This is a genomic window from Hyphococcus luteus, from assembly GCF_002943565.1.
In the GTDB taxonomy this organism is placed as follows: domain Bacteria; phylum Pseudomonadota; class Alphaproteobacteria; order Caulobacterales; family Parvularculaceae; genus Hyphococcus; species Hyphococcus luteus.
Map to the genome: position 1 here is coordinate 624,372 of NZ_PJCH01000005.1, position 19,302 is coordinate 643,673.

16 protein-coding genes are annotated in these 19,302 nt (G+C 59.1%); 10 read left to right on the forward strand and 6 right to left on the reverse strand.

Annotated features, from left to right (window positions below):
- Nucleotides 1–9: 9 nt before the first annotated feature.
- Nucleotides 10–1,278, forward strand: coding sequence for an alpha/beta hydrolase family protein (locus CW354_RS07970; protein ID WP_133162219.1), 1,269 nt, complete (start codon nt 10–12; stop codon nt 1,276–1,278).
- On the opposite strand, the gene CW354_RS07975 is transcribed toward CW354_RS07970, so the two are convergent.
- A complete protein-coding gene (locus tag CW354_RS07975; RefSeq protein ID WP_104830058.1) occupies nt 1,275–2,522 on the reverse strand; it encodes a UbiH/UbiF/VisC/COQ6 family ubiquinone biosynthesis hydroxylase in 1,248 nt (415 codons plus the stop codon). The genes CW354_RS07970 and CW354_RS07975 overlap by 4 nt on opposite strands.
- Nucleotides 2,523–2,774: 252 nt before the next feature.
- Between CW354_RS07975 and CW354_RS07980 the strand changes: the two genes are divergently transcribed.
- The 3 genes from CW354_RS07980 (at nt 2,775) to CW354_RS07990 (ending at nt 8,222) form a co-directional block, all read left to right on the forward strand.
- On the forward strand, nt 2,775–4,034 hold the full coding sequence (locus CW354_RS07980) for an ammonium transporter family protein (protein WP_165793586.1): 1,260 nt from the start codon (nt 2,775–2,777) through the stop codon (nt 4,032–4,034).
- A gap of 120 nt (nt 4,035–4,154) precedes the next feature.
- Complete coding sequence (locus tag CW354_RS07985; protein ID WP_104829480.1) at nt 4,155–6,587, forward strand: FtsK/SpoIIIE family DNA translocase; 2,433 nt, start codon at nt 4,155–4,157, stop codon at nt 6,585–6,587.
- A gap of 195 nt (nt 6,588–6,782) precedes the next feature.
- Complete coding sequence (locus CW354_RS07990; protein WP_104829481.1) at nt 6,783–8,222, forward strand: class I SAM-dependent methyltransferase; 1,440 nt, start codon at nt 6,783–6,785, stop codon at nt 8,220–8,222.
- Nucleotides 8,223–8,248: 26 nt separating this feature from the next.
- Here CW354_RS07990 and CW354_RS07995 read toward each other — a convergent pair whose 3' ends face one another.
- Complete coding sequence (locus CW354_RS07995; protein ID WP_165793587.1) at nt 8,249–9,715, reverse strand: sensor histidine kinase; 1,467 nt, start codon at nt 9,713–9,715, stop codon at nt 8,249–8,251.
- Nucleotides 9,716–9,832: 117 nt separating this feature from the next.
- On the opposite strand from CW354_RS07995, the gene CW354_RS08000 reads away from it, so the two are divergent.
- On the forward strand, nt 9,833–10,735 hold the full coding sequence (locus tag CW354_RS08000) for a fatty acid desaturase (RefSeq protein ID WP_104829483.1): 903 nt from the start codon (nt 9,833–9,835) through the stop codon (nt 10,733–10,735).
- Nucleotides 10,736–10,972: 237 nt separating this feature from the next.
- Nucleotides 10,973–11,119, forward strand: a complete 147-nt coding sequence (locus CW354_RS23345) for a hypothetical protein (RefSeq protein ID WP_165793588.1) — start codon at nt 10,973–10,975, stop codon at nt 11,117–11,119.
- Between the two features lie 194 nt (nt 11,120–11,313).
- On the opposite strand, the gene CW354_RS08005 is transcribed toward CW354_RS23345, so the two are convergent.
- Nucleotides 11,314–11,652, reverse strand: a complete 339-nt coding sequence (locus tag CW354_RS08005; RefSeq protein ID WP_104829484.1) for a hypothetical protein — start codon at nt 11,650–11,652, stop codon at nt 11,314–11,316.
- A 148-nt stretch (nt 11,653–11,800) separates the two neighbouring features.
- On the opposite strand from CW354_RS08005, the gene CW354_RS23350 reads away from it, so the two are divergent.
- From CW354_RS23350 to CW354_RS08015, 3 genes are all read left to right on the forward strand, one after another.
- A complete protein-coding gene (locus tag CW354_RS23350; RefSeq protein ID WP_165793589.1) occupies nt 11,801–11,968 on the forward strand; it encodes a hypothetical protein in 168 nt (55 codons plus the stop codon).
- Nucleotides 11,969–11,989: 21 nt separating this feature from the next.
- Nucleotides 11,990–12,223 carry a hypothetical protein gene (locus CW354_RS08010; RefSeq protein WP_133162220.1) on the forward strand — a complete coding sequence of 78 codons (234 nt, stop codon included), beginning with the start codon at nt 11,990–11,992 and terminating at the stop codon, nt 12,221–12,223.
- A 165-nt stretch (nt 12,224–12,388) separates the two neighbouring features.
- Complete coding sequence (locus tag CW354_RS08015; protein ID WP_207764720.1) at nt 12,389–12,862, forward strand: SET domain-containing protein-lysine N-methyltransferase; 474 nt, start codon at nt 12,389–12,391, stop codon at nt 12,860–12,862.
- A gap of 484 nt (nt 12,863–13,346) precedes the next feature.
- Here CW354_RS08015 and CW354_RS08020 read toward each other — a convergent pair whose 3' ends face one another.
- The 3 genes from CW354_RS08020 to CW354_RS08030 form a co-directional block, all read right to left on the reverse strand.
- On the reverse strand, nt 13,347–13,613 hold the full coding sequence (locus CW354_RS08020) for a hypothetical protein (protein ID WP_104829486.1): 267 nt from the start codon (nt 13,611–13,613) through the stop codon (nt 13,347–13,349).
- A 221-nt stretch (nt 13,614–13,834) separates the two neighbouring features.
- Nucleotides 13,835–15,205, reverse strand: coding sequence for an MFS transporter (locus tag CW354_RS08025; protein ID WP_104829487.1), 1,371 nt, complete (start codon nt 15,203–15,205; stop codon nt 13,835–13,837).
- 74 nt (nt 15,206–15,279) lie between these two features.
- Entirely contained in the window at nt 15,280–16,290 is a 1,011-nt protein-coding gene (locus CW354_RS08030; protein WP_165793590.1) for an ROK family protein, read from the reverse strand.
- A gap of 327 nt (nt 16,291–16,617) precedes the next feature.
- Between CW354_RS08030 and CW354_RS08035 the strand changes: the two genes are divergently transcribed.
- Complete coding sequence (locus tag CW354_RS08035) at nt 16,618–19,284, forward strand: TonB-dependent receptor (protein WP_165793591.1); 2,667 nt, start codon at nt 16,618–16,620, stop codon at nt 19,282–19,284.
- Nucleotides 19,285–19,302 lie beyond the last annotated feature (18 nt).

A 19,302-nucleotide genomic window follows, 5' to 3' on the forward strand; every position in this document is an offset into this window, starting at 1 on the left:
CGAAGCGCCATGGCTTTGTCTTTGGCGTTATGGATTGGCGCCTGCGCTGCGTTTCCGCCGGGGCATCGCAGATGTGCGCCGGGCGTTTATGAAGGCGGCGGCGACCGGGTTGTGCTTTATGAGCGTGAGAACGACGCCGGGGCGGCGGAGACAAAATACATTTTCACAGACGGCAGGCGCGGCGTATTGGGCGATGTATCCGCCATTTTAACATGCGCAAACGGCCTCGTTTCCGCTTCGGATCAAACGAAGTTTGCGAAAACCGTACTTCGCGAAACAGATACGACATTTTCCAGTAATGAGCTTGCGCTTGCAGGGCGGCTGATCGAGCCCGTTAGCGCCGACGGCGCCCGTAAGCCGCCATTGGCTGTATTCGTTCACGGCTCGGAATCGACGCCGACAATCAGCTATTCCCCATATCCTTATCTTTTTGCTGCTCAGGGTGTTTCTGTCTTCGTCTATGACAAGCGCGGCACAGGGCAATCCGAGGGTGACTATAATCAGGATTTTCAGGCGTTGGCGGCTGACGCCTCCGCCGCCGCCCAAGAGGCGCAGCGGCTGGCCGAAGGGCGGTATAGCCGGTTCGGTTATTTCGGGGGCAGTCAGGGCGGATGGGTTGCGCCGCTGGCGGCGAGGAAAATCGGGGCCGACTTTCTCGTTGTCGGTTTTGGTCTCGTTGTTTCTCCGCTCGAAGAAAATGCAGAGCAAGTTTTCGATGAAATGCGCCGCGCCGGTTATGGAGAAGCGGAAATCGAACTCGCGCGCGAGGTTACGGATGCGACTGGAGAGATTGTCGCATCTCATTTTTCGAACGGTTTCGATGAGCTGAAACGCGTAAAGAACAAATATGGAAACAAGTCTTGGTTTTCGCAAATCGAGGGCGAATTCACCGGGGCTGTTCTTCGGGCTGACGATGAGGGTTTGCGGTCAGGGAAGATTGAGGGGTTTGATGACGCACAAGTTCCCTGGCGCCATGACCCGCTTGCGGTGCTGCGATCCTTGTCCATGCCGCAACTCTGGATTCTTGCGGGCGAAGACAGAGCGGCGCCCGGCAAGGTGACGTATGAGCGGCTGTCCATGTTGCAGGAAGAAGGCTTGCCCGTCACAATCGCCGTTTATCCCCACACGGATCATGGCATCGTGGAGTTCACCCAAAATGATGACGGATCGCGCACCTATACGCGTTTTGCAAAGGGCTATTTTCGCCTTGCAGCAGACATGATGAAAGACGTGTTCAATCCGCCCTATGGGCGCGGAGAGATATCACATCCACATTAGCCTTCCCGCGCCATCAGGCTCGGCAAGGCGCCGAGATCCGCGCCGGCCTGGCGCATGAAAAACGCCCGCAAGGGCTTCACCCTGCCGACCGCGCCCATGCCGATGTCGCGCGCAAAGCGCAGCGGTCCGAAATCATTGGAAAAGAGGCGGTTCAACAGGTCTGTGCCGAGGGCGAGGGAGGCCGAGTCGAAACGCCGCCAGCGCTGGTAGTTCTGCAAAACCGTCAGGGCGCCGATGTCGAGGCCCACATCGCGGCCCTCGGCGAGAACGTCCGTGAGCGCGGCGATGTCTTTGATGCCGAGATTGTAGCCTTGTCCTGCAATCGGGTGGACGGCGTGGGCGGCGTCGCCGATGAGCGCCAGGCGCGGCGCCACATAAGTTTGCGCCAGCGTAAAGGCGAGCGGATAGGACCAGCGCGGGCCCGCCGGCGTCACGGGTCCGAGATAAGGCCCGAAGCGGTTTTCGATCTCTATACGGAAGGCTTTATCATTGAGCGCCATATAAGCGGGCGCGGCGGCTGTGCGTTCGGTCCAGACCAGCGACGATCTGTTGTTCGTCATGGGCAGGATCGCGAACGGGCCGGACGGCAGGAAGAACTCCTGCGCGAACCCCTCATGGGGGCGCTCATGGGCGACGGTGGCGACGATGCCGGTCTGGTTGTAGCGCCATTCATTGGTCTTGATCCCGGCCTCGGCGCGCAGGGCCGAATGGCGCCCGTCCGCGGCGATGACGAGTTTCGCGCAAAGCCGGCGCCCGTCGGCGAGATCGACGACCGCCTCGCCGGGATTGAATTTTGTCGCCGCGCGCCGGGCGGGCGCGAACAGCGTCACGCCGTCTTCGGCCGCGATGGCGTCGAACAGCGCGTCGCGGATGACCCGGTTCTCGATAATCCAGCCGAGCGGTTGATCTTCGCCCAGCTCGCGGCTGTCGAAGTGGAGGAAAAAGCGCGACACCGTCCCGTCGGAAAAGCGCGATTTCGCCCGCCCGTCGGTGACCAGGATGTCGCGGATGGCCTCGGCCTCCGGGGCCATGGCGTCCCACAGCCCCAGGCGCTTGAAGACCCGGGCGGAGGCGTAGGAAATCGCCGAGGTCCGCCCGTCAAAGGGGGCGGCGCGCATCTCCGCGGGGTCCATGGCGTCCACCACCGCGCAGGAAAAGCCCTGAGCCGCCAAGGCGAGGCCGGCAAGCCCGCCGGCGGGCCCGCCGCCGATGATCACGATATCGAAATTTTGGATGTCGCTCATGGGGGCGACCATCGCCTTTCGGGGCTGTTTCGTCCACTGCCGAAAGGACGCATGAATAAAGGGCGCGAATTGTTAACGAAAACCGCCGAAAAATCCGCTCATCCCCGCGAAGGCGGGGATCCAGAAGAAGCGTGCCCTTTAAGCGCGAACAGGTTTAGAGGGGGCCGGAAAGTCTCGCGCCGGCGGGCCAGACGACAGCGGTTTCAAGCAGATCCCCGCCTTCGCGGGGATGAGCGGTGGAAAGCGAAAGACATGACAGCCAGCTTAGCACGCCTGTTGAAGTTTTGCGCTGCGGTTGCGGCGGCGGCCGCCGCGGCTTCGCCCGCCGCCGCCCAGGACATGTCGCCGGCGAGCGACGTCACGCGCTATGTGATCGACTCCGCGCTGTTGATGGCGGCGGGATTTGCGGCGCTGGTCGTGATCGCCGGTTTCGCCCTGCGCGATATCGGCATGTCGCGCACCCAGAACGCACCGCAAGTCTGCCTACGGACGATCGGCGCCCTGGCGATCTCCGTCTTCGCCTTCTGGGTCGTCGGCTATCATCTCCTGTTTTCCATCGAGTCGGGCGGTTTTCTCGGCCCCTTTCAAAGCTGGGCGCCGGCCGACGACGATCCGGGCGCCGTGGGGCGCGCGTCGGGGGCTCACTGGTTCTTTCATGCAAGCCTCGCCGCCATCGGCGCCGTCATTGTCTCCTCGGCGATTTCCGAGCGCGTGCGGCTCTGGCCGTTCGTGTTCTTCGCGGCCATCTGGGCGGGCCTTATTTACCCTATCGCCGCGTCCTGGGTCTGGGGCGGCGGCTATTTCGCCGACGAATGGAGCTTCCGAGATTATGGCGGCGCGGCGGCGGTGCATCTGTCGGCGGGATCGGCGGCGCTCGCCGCCGTCATCGTCACAGGACCAAGGCCCGGCCGTTTCGGCCAAGGCCCGACGCGCCCGCAAATGTCGACGGCGCTGCCTTTGTCGGCTTTCGGGCTGATGCTTTCCGCCGCGGCGCTCATTTTCGTGATGATCGGGCTCGGCGGCTCCCTGTCTTCGGCGGAAGCGGCGATCACCGCCGGCGTCCTTGCTGCAAACGCCATGATCGCGTCGGGCGCCGGGGCGTTGGCGGCGATGATCCTGACGCAGACGGTTTACAGGCGCACCGGGCTTGTTTCGGCGATGACCGGCGCGGTGGCGGGGATTGTCTCCATCGCCGCCGACCCGATCTCGCCCGCCCTCTGGCAGGCGGCGATGATCGGCGCCATTGGCGGCGTGATCGTCACGGTGACGCCGCCCTTTCTCGACCGCTTCCGGATCGACGATGCGGGACTCGTCGTCCCCGCCCATTGTTTCTGCGGCGCCTGGGGAACGATCGTCGCCTTCTGGATGACCGAGCGGATCTGGCTGCCCGGACAGCTTCTCGGAACGCTCGCGACCGCCGGCTTTTCTTTCGTGATGAGCCTTCTCATCTGGACGGCGCTCAAATACACGATCGGCGTGCGCTCGGCGCCGCCGGAGGCGCCGCCGCTCTAACCCCCCGCAAAGCCCAAGCGAAACGTTAACCGGCGTTAACCCTTTTTGAAAAAAGCCATGGCAAAGTGGCGTTAACCTCTTTTCACCGCTGATTTCGAAGCTGATCGCCCCAGAACGTCTATGTCCTCCACCACCCGCACCTATACCCGTTCCGGACGAAGCCGCGGCCGCCGCGATCCCTTCGCCGAGCTTGCCGACCGCCTGAGATCGTTTTCGCGGGCCGTTTTGATGCGCGCCGGCGGCGCGGCGATGGTCCTCATCGGGCTCTGGCTTGTGGTTTCGCTGGCGACATTCACGATTTCCGATCCGAGCTTCAACACCGCCACATCCGCGCCGGTGCAAAATCTCGGCGGGGCGCCTGGCGCGATCATGGCCGATCTCCTGTTGCAATTCATCGGCGGGGCGGCGTTCCTGCTGCCGGCGCCGCTCGCCCTCTGGGGCGCGGTCGCGGCGCTGAAAGGCGCGCCGGAAGAGACCCCGTCCGAGTTCTGGCCGCGCCTCGTCGCTGCGCCGGCGGCGATCCTCGCCGGCGCAGCGTTTCTCGCCACCTGGCCTGTGCCGGCGGACTGGCCTTATGTGGTCGGCGCCGGCGGACTTGTGGGCGGCGTTCTTTTCGACGGCGTCGCGGGCCTTGTTTCCTTCATCGGCGCGGGACTGGCGCGCGCGCTTGTCGGCGGCGTCTTCGCTATGGCGGCGCTCGTTTCCTATTCGATCCTGTGCGGGCTTACCCGCGACCGCCTCGCCGACGCCTGGTGGGCGATTGAGGACAGCGCCTTCGCCTTGCGCGACGCCGCCCTCGACTTGAAAGCGCGTTTCGCCGGGGACGCCGACGACATTGAAGAAGACGAGGACGGCGAAGACTACGACTATGAAGACGACGAAGAGATCGGCGATCTCGAGACCGAATATGACGAGGACGGAGAGCCTGTGCTCGCCGCGCCCGCGCGCAAGCGCAAAATCATCCGCGAGAAAGCCAAGAAGAAAAAAGAAAGCCGCCGCGAGCGGCGCGAGGCCCAACCCTCGCTGCCGGTGTTTTCCGCCGAAGATTACGAGTTGCCGCCGCTCAATCTCCTCGCAAAGCCCAATATCGCGCGCCGGACGGTGATTTCCGATGAGGCGCTGGAACAGAATGCGCGCATGCTGGAAAACGTGCTCGCCGATTTCGGCGTCAGGGGCGAGATCATCAATGTGCGTCCCGGCCCGGTGGTCACGCTTTATGAGCTTGAGCCCGCCGCAGGCGTTAAATCCTCCCGCGTTATCGGCCTCGCCGACGATATCGCCCGCTCCATGAGCGCCGTCGCCTGCCGCGTCGCGGTGGTGCCGGGGCGCAATGTGATCGGCATCGAACTGCCGAACCAGGACCGGGAAATGGTCATGCTGCGCGAGCTTCTGGGCGCGGAGGAATATGAAAATTCAGGCGGGGATCTCACCCTGGCGCTCGGCAAGTCCATCGGCGGGGAGCCGGTCTTCGCCGATCTCGCGCGCATGCCGCACCTCCTGATCGCCGGCACCACGGGCTCGGGCAAGTCGGTGGGGATCAACACCATGATCCTGTCGCTGCTTTATCGTCTGTCCCCGGAGCATTGCAAACTCATCCTCATCGACCCGAAGATGCTCGAGCTTTCGGTCTATGAAGGCATTCCGCATCTTCTCTCGCCGGTCGTCACCGATCCGAGAAAGGCCGTCGTCGCGCTGAAATGGACCGTGCGCGAGATGGAGGAGCGCTACCGCAAAATGTCGAAAGTCGGCGTGCGGAACGTCGAGGGCTTCAACGCCCGCGTCGCCGAAGCCGAAGAGACCGGCGAGGTGCTGAGCCGCACCGTCCACACCGGCTATGACGAGGACACGGGCGAGCCCGTCTACGAGACCGAAGAGCTCGAATACGAGCCCATGCCGTTCATCGTCGTCGTCATCGACGAGGTGGCCGACTTGATGATGGTCGCCGGCAAGGACATCGAAGGCATGGTCCAGCGCCTCGCTCAGATGGCCCGCGCCGCCGGCATCCATCTCATCATGGCGACGCAGCGCCCCTCGGTCGACGTCATCACCGGCACCATCAAGGCGAATTTTCCGACCCGGATCTCCTTCCAGGTGACCTCGAAAATCGACAGCCGCACCATTCTCGGCGAGCAGGGCGCCGAACAGCTTCTCGGCCAGGGCGACATGCTGCATATGGCCGGCGGCGGGCGCCTGCGCCGCGTCCACGGCGCCTTCGTTTCGGATGACGAAGTCGAGAAAATTGTGAAGCACCTGAAGAAACAGGGCGCGCCGGACTATGTCCAGGAAGTCACCGAAATGCGCGACGAGGACGGCGGCGAGGCGGGCGGCTTCGACATCGGCGGCAACACGTCTTCCGGCGACGCGCTTTATGACAAGGCCGTGGCGGTGGTGGTGCGCGACCGCAAGGCGTCGACTTCCTACGTCCAGCGCCGCCTCCAGATCGGCTACAACCGCGCGGCCACATTAATCGAAAAGATGGAGGAGGAGGGGGTCATTTCGGCTGCGAACCATGCCGGCAAACGCGAGGTTCTGGTCGGCGACGACGCCGCCTGACGTCCATTCACGCTTTCTTGCAGCCCGATGCGGGACGGTTTCCTGCGTTTTCCTGATCGCCGTAACACCCCGTATCCGGACGAAATTTACGATTAACAGCTTGAATATCGGCGCAAATCAGGACTTGCGCGATTGCTATTTACGATTTGTTAGGCATACTCTGCCTCGGGGAGCGGTTCTCAATCTGGGTGGCGTATGTCGAAGAGCTATGAACATCTTCCCGGCGCATCGGGAAAGGCGCGGTTTTTCCGCCCCGCCCGCTATGAGGCTTCGGAAATTTTCTCCGGAAACGCGCCCAGACTGATTTTCGAAGATGAAGTTTTCGAACTCGAGAATATCTCGCTGCGCGGCGCGGGCGCGATCGCGCGCCGGCGCGGGGATGACGGGATTGCGCCGGGCGCAAAGGGCGTCTTGCGCCTGACCCAGCAGGGGCGCGAATTGTTTCTCGGCGCCGCCCGCAAGGCGCGCAGCGCGTACGGGTCCGGGGGAACCAGCGCCGGCTTCGAGCTTGAGGCCAACAGCTTCGATCTCGATTGGCTGATCCGTGAAAACGCTTCCGTTCTCGCCCGCGAGGCCGGGCGCGCGGAGCCGGCCCTGGAGCCGGACATCGCCTATAAAACCTTCTGCGCCGACGTCGCCGCTTATGTGGGCGGCTATCTCCTGCGCATCCAGAAATTCGTGGCGCCGATCGAAGACAAGCTGGACGATGAAGAGCGCGGCGACATCGCCCGCGACCTGGCCTCGGCGGCCGAGACCGAATGGCTCGACCTCGTGCAGGAAGGCAATCGTCTGACCGCCGAGATCCACGAGGACAAGCAGCAGCGCATCGGCTATAAATCCTACACTGAGCGCACGGTTTCCCAGATGCTCTTGAACGGTCCCGGCTGGGCGCGCTGCTATTACAAGCCGGCGGGCTATCCCGGCGACTACAAGATCATGAATTACGGCTACGAACAAAGGCCGGAAGGCGAAACCGTCGCGCAGAAATTCCTGCACCTTTTAGGGATGAGCGCTTCGCGGCCGATCATCACTCGGATGGAAATGGTGGCGAGCCTCGTCGCCGATTACGCCAATGCGCGCTCGAGCGGCGGCGACGCGGAATTCGCCATCACCAGCGTCGGCTGCGGGCCTGCGCGCGAGCTTGAAGACATTCTCGACGAAACGCCCGAGAATGTGCGCTGGCGGGTCAATCTCGTCGATCAGGAGCCCGCGGCGCTCGATTACGCCTATGAACGCATCGCAACGATGAAGGGCCGGGACCGGCTCAATGTGACGGGCCTCAACATCTCGTTTCGCGAAATGCTCCGTCCGTCGGCGGACAATGCGGCGTTCGCCAATAATGACGTGATCTATTCCTCGGGTTTCGTCGACTATCTCAACCCGCTTCTCGCCCAGCGTTTCGTCAAGCGGCTTTACGACTTCGTCAAGCCGGGCGGTCAGGTGGTCATCGGCAATGTGAACAACCTGCCGACCGGCATGATGTGGCCGCTCGAATATGTCACCGACTGGAGCCTTTATTTCCGCAATGAGAATGAAATGCGCGCCATGGCGGGCGAGATCCCCGGCGCGAAGGTTTCGGTCGTCTCCGACCCGATGCAGGCGGTTTTCTTCCTGGTGGTCGAAAAGCCGCTTTAAAGTCCGGTTGGAAAAGGCGCCGAAAATCAGCCGGCGGCTTTGTCGCGCGCCGGTTTTTGCTCTTTTTCCCTGGCTTCGAAGCGGATCTTGACGGTCGTGCCGTGCTCGCCGTCGGAAAGCAGCGTGATCGAGGCGCGTTGATCCTCGAAAATCCGCCTGGCGAGCGTGAGGCCGAGACTGAGGCCCTCGCCCGAGCGCACGAGCGTGTTTTCGGTCTGCGTGAAGGGCTTGAACGCCCCGGCGATCTGCTCTTCGCTCATGCCCGAGCCCTCGTCGCGAAGGATCAGTTCATAGGCGCCGTCCGCCGTTTTATCGCCGCTGATCCACAGGGTGGAGCCTTCGGAGGAGGCGTTGATGGCGTTTTCAATGAGGTTGTTCACGGCGTAACAGGTGTGAACGATGTCTATGTAAAGCGCGCTGTCGACAAGGCCTGACGTATCGACGCGCATCGCCTTTTTTTCAAGACCGGCGCGCATCCGCTCAAGCGCCACATCCACCAGCTCGCTGACGGGCGTGTCGACCATTTCGTATTTCATCTTGCCGGCGGTGGCGTCCACGAAACGCAGCATTTTCTGGATGCGCGACAAGAGCACATGCGCCGAGCCGTGAATTTCATTGAGGTGGCGGACATTGTCGTCCATGTCGTTCGCCGCCTTGCAGGAATTGGCGACGACTTCGGTATAGCCGATGATCTGATGCAGCGGCGTCCTCAGTTCGTGACTCATCATCGACAGGAAGTTGATTTTCGACTGGTCGGCCGCCGTCGCCTCGATCAAGAGCTTTTCGATCATTTCCGCATCGCGCTGGCGCTGTTCGTCGCGCAGCCAGATCTGACGCGAACGAATCTCCTGGGCGTAATTGGTCACCACCGCTACGAGGGCGATGGAGATCATGAAAAAATGGCCTGCGATGATGTCCGACCTGTGAAAGTCGGAATCGAGATTGAGCACCAGCAGATAGACGATGGAGGCGCCGATATAGACGCTCGCCGCCAGCCGGAACGGAATCCGCATAAGGCATGACGATGCGATGAAGGTGACGAGCACGCCGATGATATAGGGCGGCGCGTCGTCGCTCTGCATCATGGAGATCATGGCGATGATCGACAGGGCGAAGGCGAGCATGCCGCCCACTGTCAGATAGCTGAAATAGGGCTTGAACCGCTCGACATAGGAAAGCGGGATCATCGACGCGCAGAAGGTCGCCACAACGATCCGCAGCGCGATGATTTCGGTCAGGGACCGGGTGATCGTCGTCAGATCGAGAATAAGATAGAGGAGGAAGGCGATGATCGTCGCCCACCAGTAAAGCCGCTCGGTTTTGAGCTGGTTGTTCACCAGAAAACGGCGGTAGGCCGTCTCGACCTTGCGGTCCTTGAATTCGGCCGTGCCCGCGCTGATGCCGTCGCGCTTGAGACTGGCTCGAAAGCGGCGAAGAAATCCGCGCACGCGCTCTTCTGGCGTGGCGTCAAGGCGGGCATGGTTTTTCATCATGATTGTCATAGACAATGAGCGTTAAGGACTTCTTGGCGCGGCGCCTTTGGACGGCAGGATTGACGCGGCTTTCAGCGCTACTTGCGCCGGCAAGTTAATGCTTTATTAATATTGACTATGGTTGCAGCCGCTAAACAGGAAAACGCCTTCACGCCGCCGCCTTCGGGCGAGGTGGTCGACCTAGGCGTGAAGCCCGGAGCGGGGCTCGGCGTTCACGCCTTTGCGTGGACCAGCCTCGCCGTGTTTTTCGCCATGACCGGCCTGATCGCGCTGACCTCGTTTCTGGCGGTCTCGGGCGCCCTTTCCTACTGGTTCGCGGTCCCGGCCAACGCCGTTTGCCTTTACGTGCTCGCCCATCTCAATCATGAGGCGTTTCACAGCAACATCAGCGGAAGCCAGTACAAGGCGAAATGGCTGAATGAGGCGATCGGCCGGTTCATCAGCTTCGTCTTCTGGTTTTCCATGCCCGCTTTTCGCGCGATTCATTTCGCCCATCATCGCTTCACCAACGACCGGGATCTTGATGCGGATACCTGGATGGCGCGCAAGAATCCGCTGGCGGTGGCGCTCGCCTGCCTGACCCTGCAAATGCGCTATGAAGTGCAGATGCTGCGTCTTTTCCGGAAGGGCGTCATCTCGCGCCGGATCGTGATCGAGTTCTATATTGAACGGGTCATGGACATCACGCTGGTCGTCGCGGCGTTCTGGGCCGGCTACGGCTTCGAGGTCGTGATGCTGTGGCTGCTGCCGGCTTATCTCACCCTGCCGTTCCTGGCCTTCTTCTTCGCCTATGTGGTGCATGTGCCCCATGACGCGGAAGGGGGCAAATACCGCAACACCAGCGTCTGGCTCGCCCGCCGGGCCTGGATGCAGCCGGTGCTGAACGCGGTCTTCGTCTATCAGAATTATCACCTGGTGCATCATTTGCACCCGCGCATCCCGTTCTACCGGTATGAGCGCGCCTTCCGGCAGATCCGCCCGGAGCTGGAGCGCCATCGCGCCGCCATCCGCTGGGTTTGAGGGGCTTGCTTTACGGAGGCGGCCTTGATGCGAAAACACTCCGCCGCAAATTCAAATAGGACATGGATAGTTTTAATCGTGCCAGGCGGACTCAGTGACGCTTCAGCTTGGTAACAAAACCTGCTGCACAAAAATATATTTTCCTATTCGAATTTTGCTCATTGTATTGCTGCGGCGCTCACCTACTTGAAAGGTGCGCTGGCAAATCATTGCCGTGCGAAATGAAAGTCATATAACATGTTTAAGAAAAGCGATAATCAAGGCGATAAAACTCCGAAACAAGAAAAGAAAGATCATGTCGCCAAAGCAGAGCCTGCGGCCAGCCAGCCAGCCCCAACGGCGGAAAAAACCGCAGCGCCTGCGAACGAAGCCAAAAAATCATAAAACGTCTTGCGGAGGGGGCGAGTTTCCTCTCCGCCACTGTCTAATCATGCGGCGCGCCATTGTTAGGGATATTTCCCGATGCGCCCGGCCCGCGACGTCCTTTACCGATTAATTTTCAGCCCTATTTTTGTTAAGAAGGGGCGTTTTCCAAAAAGCATCATCGGTTTGTGCGCGATCATGTCACGCACGCATTATTACTTCCCGCCGCTTTTTGATATGGCTCTCGGCTTGGCCCGAAAAGTTTCCGTCACCTTCGAGAGCGTGCTTTCGATCTTTTTCGGTTTGTTCTGTTTCGGCTTTTTGGGTTCGCGATTGCTGCGCTGTTGACCTTTGGCCATGTATGAAAATTCCTTTTTATGTAAAATGCGTTGCTGGGAGACCGGCCCGCCGGATAGGCGCACCGACGGGCGATCTTTCTCCCCCGGGCCGTCCAAAAGCATCAAGTAAGCGATGGTCGTGAATGTGCGGCGTGTTTGTTCCGCACAAACATCCATGCCACGCGTCGCAATCCGCGCGGATTGGTCTTTTTGCATGAGTGCGCTTAAAATTCGTTATTTGCAAGAGATTTTCCGTATTCGAACAAAATGACGGAAAAACGCTCAATAACTTTGCCGAAAACATCCCAGCCGATTGATCTGCCGAGGATAGATAGCCATCTAAGGCTTTTGAAGGAATTCAGATATGGCGGATGTGATAGTAAGAAGCGACAAAGAGAACGGTTTAGAAACAGAGATGCAGAAATATGGGATCAAGCGCGTTCCCGTCGATTATTTCCACATCAACGGCTTTCGATATACCGATCTGAAAGACGCCGTGGCTCAGGCGAAACGAATGAGCGCTTCAAAATAGGCGCTAGTTTAGGCGGCCATCGTGAAGGTTGCAGAAACCAGGGAAAAAATGGAAAAGCTGGAAATATCGCGAAATGGCGAGACGGACCAATTTTCTGTCGTTCTTTCGAGAGGCGATGACACCATCCGGTGCATGGTTTCAGTCGCTACAGGGCACGGTGAAGACACCCAGTCAGACGAAGATAAACAGCGGGCCGCTCTTTCAAAAGCCAAGGTATTGGCCAAAGCATTGGATGCTGCAATCGAGGCGGATTGATAAGGACGCATGAGTGCCACGGTTGCCGCCTCATTTCGTCATGGATGAATAACAGGCGATCTCTAAAATTGCACATCAATAGATATTTTTTTGAATGGACAGAGCACCAGAGCAGGCGAGTTCTGGCTTATCAGGTTCATTAATCCCAACCCAATGGAGTACAATGTGAGTGATGCTGCACTAGACGAATTTCAATTGCTGAATTGTTCTGAGAGAGGCGACGGCATCTTTTCCACCAGGGAGTTTTTTCGCGGTGACATCGTGATGGTCGGCGTGATCGAAAAGGAACTCCAAGCAAACCATTCCCATGCATCTCAAATCGGAAAGGACAGATATGTGTTCCATGCGGGGTTGATCTCGAAGGTCAATCATTCATGCGCACCCAATTGCGGCATCCGTGTAAATGAAACCGGCGCGCACGACTTCATCGCGATGAAAAGCATCGGCGCAAATCAGGAAGTGACGTTCGATTACGCCATGCGGAACTACGGCGTGGATCATTTTCCGGATGTATGCATGTGCGGTGCGCCGTCATGCCGCGGGCATATAACGGGCTGGAGAGACCTGCCCGAAAGCAAGAAGGAAGAGTATGGAGCCTTTGCGGCGCCGTATCTGCGCGCGCTGGATGCCTCGCACTAGCCGACATTCTGCTGTGGAGATTATAAACCGTACACAGGATAGGGCATTTGCGTTTGCGAAGGCGTGGACGATGCAGATTGACGCGCCGCGAAGGTTCGCTTGCTGTTGCCTCAGTGGCGCCTGAGGCAAAATCGACCAAACGTCAAAATTCGCGGCTTGCAATAATTTGATGTTATTGAGAAATCTGGAGCGGGCGATGCGCTTCCGTGAAATTTTTTTATATAACAAAAACAATAACTTATTTAAATCCCAGTCTCAAAAACTAACACAAATTCTATACATTTTCTATCACAAATGAAGCGCCCGGAATTCCGGCTTTTCCTTTGGAGCGGAAAGCCGGATTCGCCTGAAATTTGGGCTTGTTTCAATAGCCTAGATCAGAGTCATCCCGCCGCTTCCAGATCGAATGCATCGCTGTCCTGACGACGATCAATCCAAAACCTATCACAAGATTTCTCGTTTGTGATTCTCACAGTCGACACGTTTAGGGGTGGTTTTTATCGATGCTGCCGGGCGTTTTCTCGTCAGCGATTTTCGCGGCCAACTGATCGATAAGCCAATCGAACCGTCGCCTGCCGAGCGCATGCGGCTCTGTCCGGATGAGCCAGTAAATAACGTATTGGCGGAAAGCCTCGAAGATGAACGAGACCTCCCGATTGATAGCGGACTTGCGCAGGTCTAAGGCTCCCGGCGCTTCGGAAGGCGCGCCTCCGGCGTGGGCTTTCGAGTAAGGTTCGAACCAGGCGCGCAATGCCTGCTCGATGATGCGGGCCGGAGCCTTCCCCCATTTTGTTGGCTTCCTCACGCAGTCGCACATAGAGATTTGGTGAAAGCAGAATGAGAATCCGCGCTAGAGTCCGTCAATGGCATGGCCCGTTTGGCTGACTGACAGATTGTTTGTGGAACCCACGGACAAGGCCGGAAGCCAAACACCCCAATAAAAACAGTGCTCCATTCGATTGCGGCGCCACTTTATTTCGTCAGAAGCGAAGAGTGGTTGGCGTGCGTGATTCCGTAGGTGGACATGATCAGGAATATGCTTATTCCGCCAATGGACGGCAGAACACACATCACGCAGCGGAGCCATAGCAGCGTTGCGTCGGATTGCTGAACATTTGGCTCGAACCCGATCTGCGTTAGCAGCCATCCGAACAGAAATGCGCTGAGTCCGGTCGCCGCCTTCATGATTACAATCAGGATTCCGAAATAGGAGCCTTCAGCTCGCGTATGGCAGGTCGCTTGCTGCTTGTCGACAACGTTGGGGGCAAGCGCCCACACAAGCGCCCAAATTCCCCCAACCGGAAAACCGATCACAGCGCAGGAGCCAATGAGCGTCGCTGCGGAGGCCGGGGCGGACAGAAAGAATACAAGGGTCGCGGGTAGCAGCATCAAGCCTGCCGCCTTCAACGCGATGGCGTTCTCATAACGTGAAGCAATGCGGCCAAGGCAAATGGAGCCTGCAATTTGCCCGATCATCATGGCCGCCAGGCCGACGCTGACAAGCGCCTCGTTTCCAAGCTCGTATTTTGCGAAGTAACCGAGGCCCTTGCCAAAAACCGAGACGAGCAATGCGCTGGAAAATGCGTAAAGCATGACGGCGCGAGAATCTTTGTCGCGAATGAAGAATACGAGTGAGCGCAATTGCGAGCTTATCGAGTGGTTTGCGCCTTGCGCGGTACGATCAAAACGCCTCACGCTCCACCATGACGCTACGAGGACCGCCGCCGATGCAACGGATACGAGGAGGCCGAACTGCCTGAATCTGTTTTGTTGATGCTCGATCAGATCGGGCGACAGTATGAAGTATGACGAGACGGCGAGAACGAAAACAGCAAGAGAGCTGAACACGAACCTGAGCGACGCCAGACGGGCCCGTTCGCTGCTGTCGTTTGAAAGGGTCGCGATCAGTGCGTTGTGTGGCAAGTCGACCAAAGTATAAGCCGAACGAAACAACAAAAGCGCCCCAAGAGCCCAGAACATTCCGTGCTCCGCCATTGCGGTCGGAAGCGAGAAAACCAGCGAGAACGAGATTGCGCATAGCGGTGCGCCAATCAGGAGAAAAGGGCCATATCGGCCGATCGGCGTCGTGGTTCGGTCCGCTATGAAGCCAATGACGGGGTCGAGGACGGCGTCCCAAATGAGCGAGAGAAAAACGATCAACCCGGCATCCCGGGGCGGCAAGCCGACCAAGTCGGTCAGATAAAAGATCAGGAAGAGTTCAAGCGTGTTCCAGACGATGGATTTTGCGAAGTTGCCGCTCGCATACCCCCAGCGCTCGACCGGGCGCAAACTGGATTTTTTTGCTTGGGTTGCAGAGGATCGAGCGTTCTGAAGATTGCCCATCCACCTGTCACCATCGCCGCGAATTGCCCTGATAGCGCCATCCCATAGCAAGCGGCGACGACAGAAACGTGTCGTCAGGCCGCGTCATCGTTGAAAAGCGCGGCGTAAATCGGGAGGGCCGCAGCCCCAATGACGCCGGCGCGGGCGCCCAGCATCGAGCCGAGTACGCGCGGACGCGGCATTTTTTGTTCGAGCTCCGTTTCCGTGCAGAAATCGGGACGATCGATCTCAACGGCGAGCATGTGATGAACCTCGTTCGGAAGACGCCCGCCAATGATAATCGCTTCAGGATCGATAAGCCTGGCGGGAAATCGAAGGGTTGTGCGCAATTGACCGCCTGCCCGTTTGATCCAGTCGCGGCACGCCGGATCGGCCGCCAGATCGATTTTTTCCAGGTCCTGGAAGTCCTCAACCCCGTGGCCGGCCTCATGGAGGGTATTCATCAGATCCAGCCCCGACGGCCGGGGTTTATTGTCAGGGAAATGGACGCCGATAATGCCGGCGTTATTGTTCATGCCGAAAAAGGGTTCGCCGCGGATCACCAGGCCGCCGCCGACCCCATACCCCAGATAGACATAGATATAGGTTTCGAAGTTCCGGCCTGCGCCAAGGAGTCGTTCGCCAACCGTTGCGCTATTGGAATCGCTGTTCATGAAGAAGGGCAGACCAAGGCGTTTTTCGAATTCGTCTGCAAGATCCCGATGCCGCAGGTCGGCGAAGAGCGGGTGCGCCGCAAGCACGCGGCCCTTCTCTTCGAAATCGCCGGGCAAGGCGACGCCTACCCCGAAGATGCGTTCCACATGGCCGGACTTCGCTTCGGCGAGTGCGTCGATGGTCTCCCGCACGCAGTCGATCAACACCTGCGTCGATGCGGACGAGATTTTCCTGTGACTGTGCTGAAGGAAGTTTCCGCCGAGATCGATCACGCCGACCTCGACGGTCGAACGGGTGAAGTTCAGCCCGACACTGCAACCACCAAGCGGGTTAATTGATAACGGACGCGTAGGGTTTCCTCTTTGGCCCGTGCGAATAATTGCGTCTTTGACAAGCGCCCGCTGTTCGAGGGCCTTGCTCAGGCGCGACACTGTCATCGCCGTCAGGCCCGTTCGGGCCGCGACGTCATTTCGACTGATAGGACCAAGCTTCCAAACGGTTTCAAATATGCGCCGCTCGCTCTCGCTCAGCGGCTCTGTCTGTTTCGTGTTCATGCTTTTTCCTATGTGATTTTATCGCAACAGGCAACGCGGTAGGCAGGCGAATACACGATTAATGATAACATTGTGTTATCATTTTGTCGCACTGCGTCGCTATAGGGCTCCCATGGGTTCTGGGGGGTCTCCAGAATTCTCGGGTCAATCTAACGTGCGAAGGGAATTGTTGTGTCGCGCAAATTTCTACTCTCGGGCGCTGCTGTGACAGCGTTTATGTCAATGTTCATGGGCGGTGCGCTCGCCCAGGAAGCGGAGGAAGCGGATGCTGACGCCGTGCTCGACGTCATCGTCGTTCCAGGCGTTCGCGGCTCGCTGAGCCGGGCGCTGGACCAGAAGGAAAGCGCAACCGGCGTTGTGGACGCCATTTCGGCCGAAGACATCGGCAAATTTCCGGATCTCAATATTTCTGAATCGCTCGCGCGCATTTCCGGCGTGACCATCACGCGCACGCCCGGCGGCGAAGGCAATGTCGTGTCGGTTCGCGGCGGTCAAACCGACTGGACGAATGTCACGGTCAACGGCTTGTCTGTAGCGACGGGCAATGTGGGGCGTGAGTTTTCGTTCGATCTGTTTGCCTCGGAGCTCTTTTCCAACGCAAAAGTCTACAAGTCCTCTTCTGCGGACATCGCTGAAGGGGGATTGACCGCAACCATTGATCTGCGCACGCCCCAGCCCCTCGGCACTGGAAACAAGATCGCGTTTTCCGCCAGCGGAACCGATTTCCACAAAGGCAATGGCGACCTCCAGCCGCGGGTGAGTGGTCTGCTTTCGCGCACTTTCGATAACGACCGTTTCGGCGTCCTCGTGTCCGCCTCCTATTCCAAAACGGCCGCGCGCGGCGACATCTCGCAGGGCTGGGGTTGGGATGACAACATCACCGGTCTTCAGACCTACCTTTCCGGGTTCACCACCGATAACGCCCCGACCATCATGGTGAATGGCGAGGCTGTGAATGACCTCGCCCGTCTTCAGGACATCGCGGCAAACACCATTTCGCCGGAATTGCCCCGCATTGGACCGAACATTCTGGAACGCGAGCGTCTGGGTGTAACGGGTTCGTTTCAATTCCGCCCGACGGAGAATGTCGAGCTCTTCGCCGACATCCTCTATGCGGACTATTCTCAGGACGAAATCCGCGCCACCGTTGATGGTATGCCCGGCTTCGGCACCGGACAGGAATGGACGAGTATCACCATTGAGGACGGGGTCGCCGTCGCAGGTTCGATCAGCAACCAGGATCAACGCTCTGAGACGCTGGACCGTCAGGTTGACTCGACGCTGACTCACATCACGACCGGCGGAAAATGGGATATTGACGGCGTCTGGTCCGCCGATGCGACCTTCGGCTATTCGAAAGCCAAGGAAGATGAGCTCAGCCGCACCTATCTCTGGCATTATGTCGGCGATTTCACCTACGATTTCTCGAACCCGAAATACCCGGAGCTGGGCGGTGATTTTGACTGGCTGGATCCCGATCAGTATTCGCCGAACCAGCTTCGTTTCCGGCCGTTTCAGAGAAACGATGAAGAGATTTCCGTTTCCGCAAATCTGGGAGCTGATTTTGGCGACACGGGCCTTACCGGCGTCAAATTCGGGGTCCAGTACCGGGACCGGGACAAGGGACAGGTGCGCCTGGCCGAGCTTCGCCCCGCCTTCACGGCGAATTTCGCCGACTACGCCATTTCCGCCCGGGACATGTTCGGAAGCAGCTATCATGAAGACGCGCCTTACCGCTCGGACTTCCTGATGACAAACATCGAGACGGCCGGACGCGATCTGCTCCCGGCGGATCTCAGTCTGACGGAAGTCGACAAACTTCAGACATATACGGTCGGCGAAGAAACCCTGGGCGCATATTTCAAGGCCGATCTGGCTTTCGACATCGGTCCGGTCCCTGTCACGATGGATAGCGGCGTGCGTTATGTGAGGACGGACGTCACGTCAGAAGGATATGTGCAGGAAGAGTCAGGTCCGGAAGCGGTGTCCTATCCCGGCAAATACAGCGACTGGCTGCCTGCCATCAATCTCAAGGCGCAATTGCGCGACAACCTGATCCTGCGTATCGCCGCGAACCGGACCATGACGCGCCCGCCGCTCGCCAATCTCGCTCCGGCTGTGAACATTTCGCCGACGGTTCTGTCGGCGAGCCGCGGCAACCCCGCGCTCGAACCCTACCGGTCGAACAATATCGACGCCTCGCTCGAATGGTACTTCGCCGACGAAGCGCTCCTGTCGGCGACTGTCTATTACAAGGATCTCGAAACCTTCATCGTCAACGAAACCCGCCCCGAGATCGTCATCTGCGGCGACATCCGCAACGACGCCGGCGAAAATGTCTGCGGACGCGAGTTTCAGGTTACAACCCCTGTGAACGGCGAAAACGGCAAACTTTACGGGCTTGAGCTTCAATACCAGCAGCCCTTCACGTTCCTGCCCGCGCCCTTCGACGGCTTTGGCGTCCTGGCGAACGCGACATTCTCGGAAAGCGAGCGGACGGACGAAGCGGGCGTCTCCAAGCCGCTGCAGGGGCAATCGGATACATCCTATAACCTGGTCGGCTACTACGAAAAAGGACCGTTCAGCGCGCGTCTCGCCTACAATTATCGCTCCGAATTTTCGGTCACGGGACGCAACGGATTTGACAATATTCAGCAGCCATACGGCCAGGTCGACGCTTCCGCCCGCTACGCCGTCACCGATCATTTCGACCTATTCCTCGAAGGACTGAACCTGTTCGAAGAGGACTGGTACACCTACGCGGCGCGAACAAACTCCGATGGCTCGGTGAATGATTTCGGCAAGCAGTTGAACCAGTATTACCTGACCCAGGGCCGGGTCATTCAATTCGGCATACGCGGCACGTTCTAGGAACGACGTCGGCCCCCG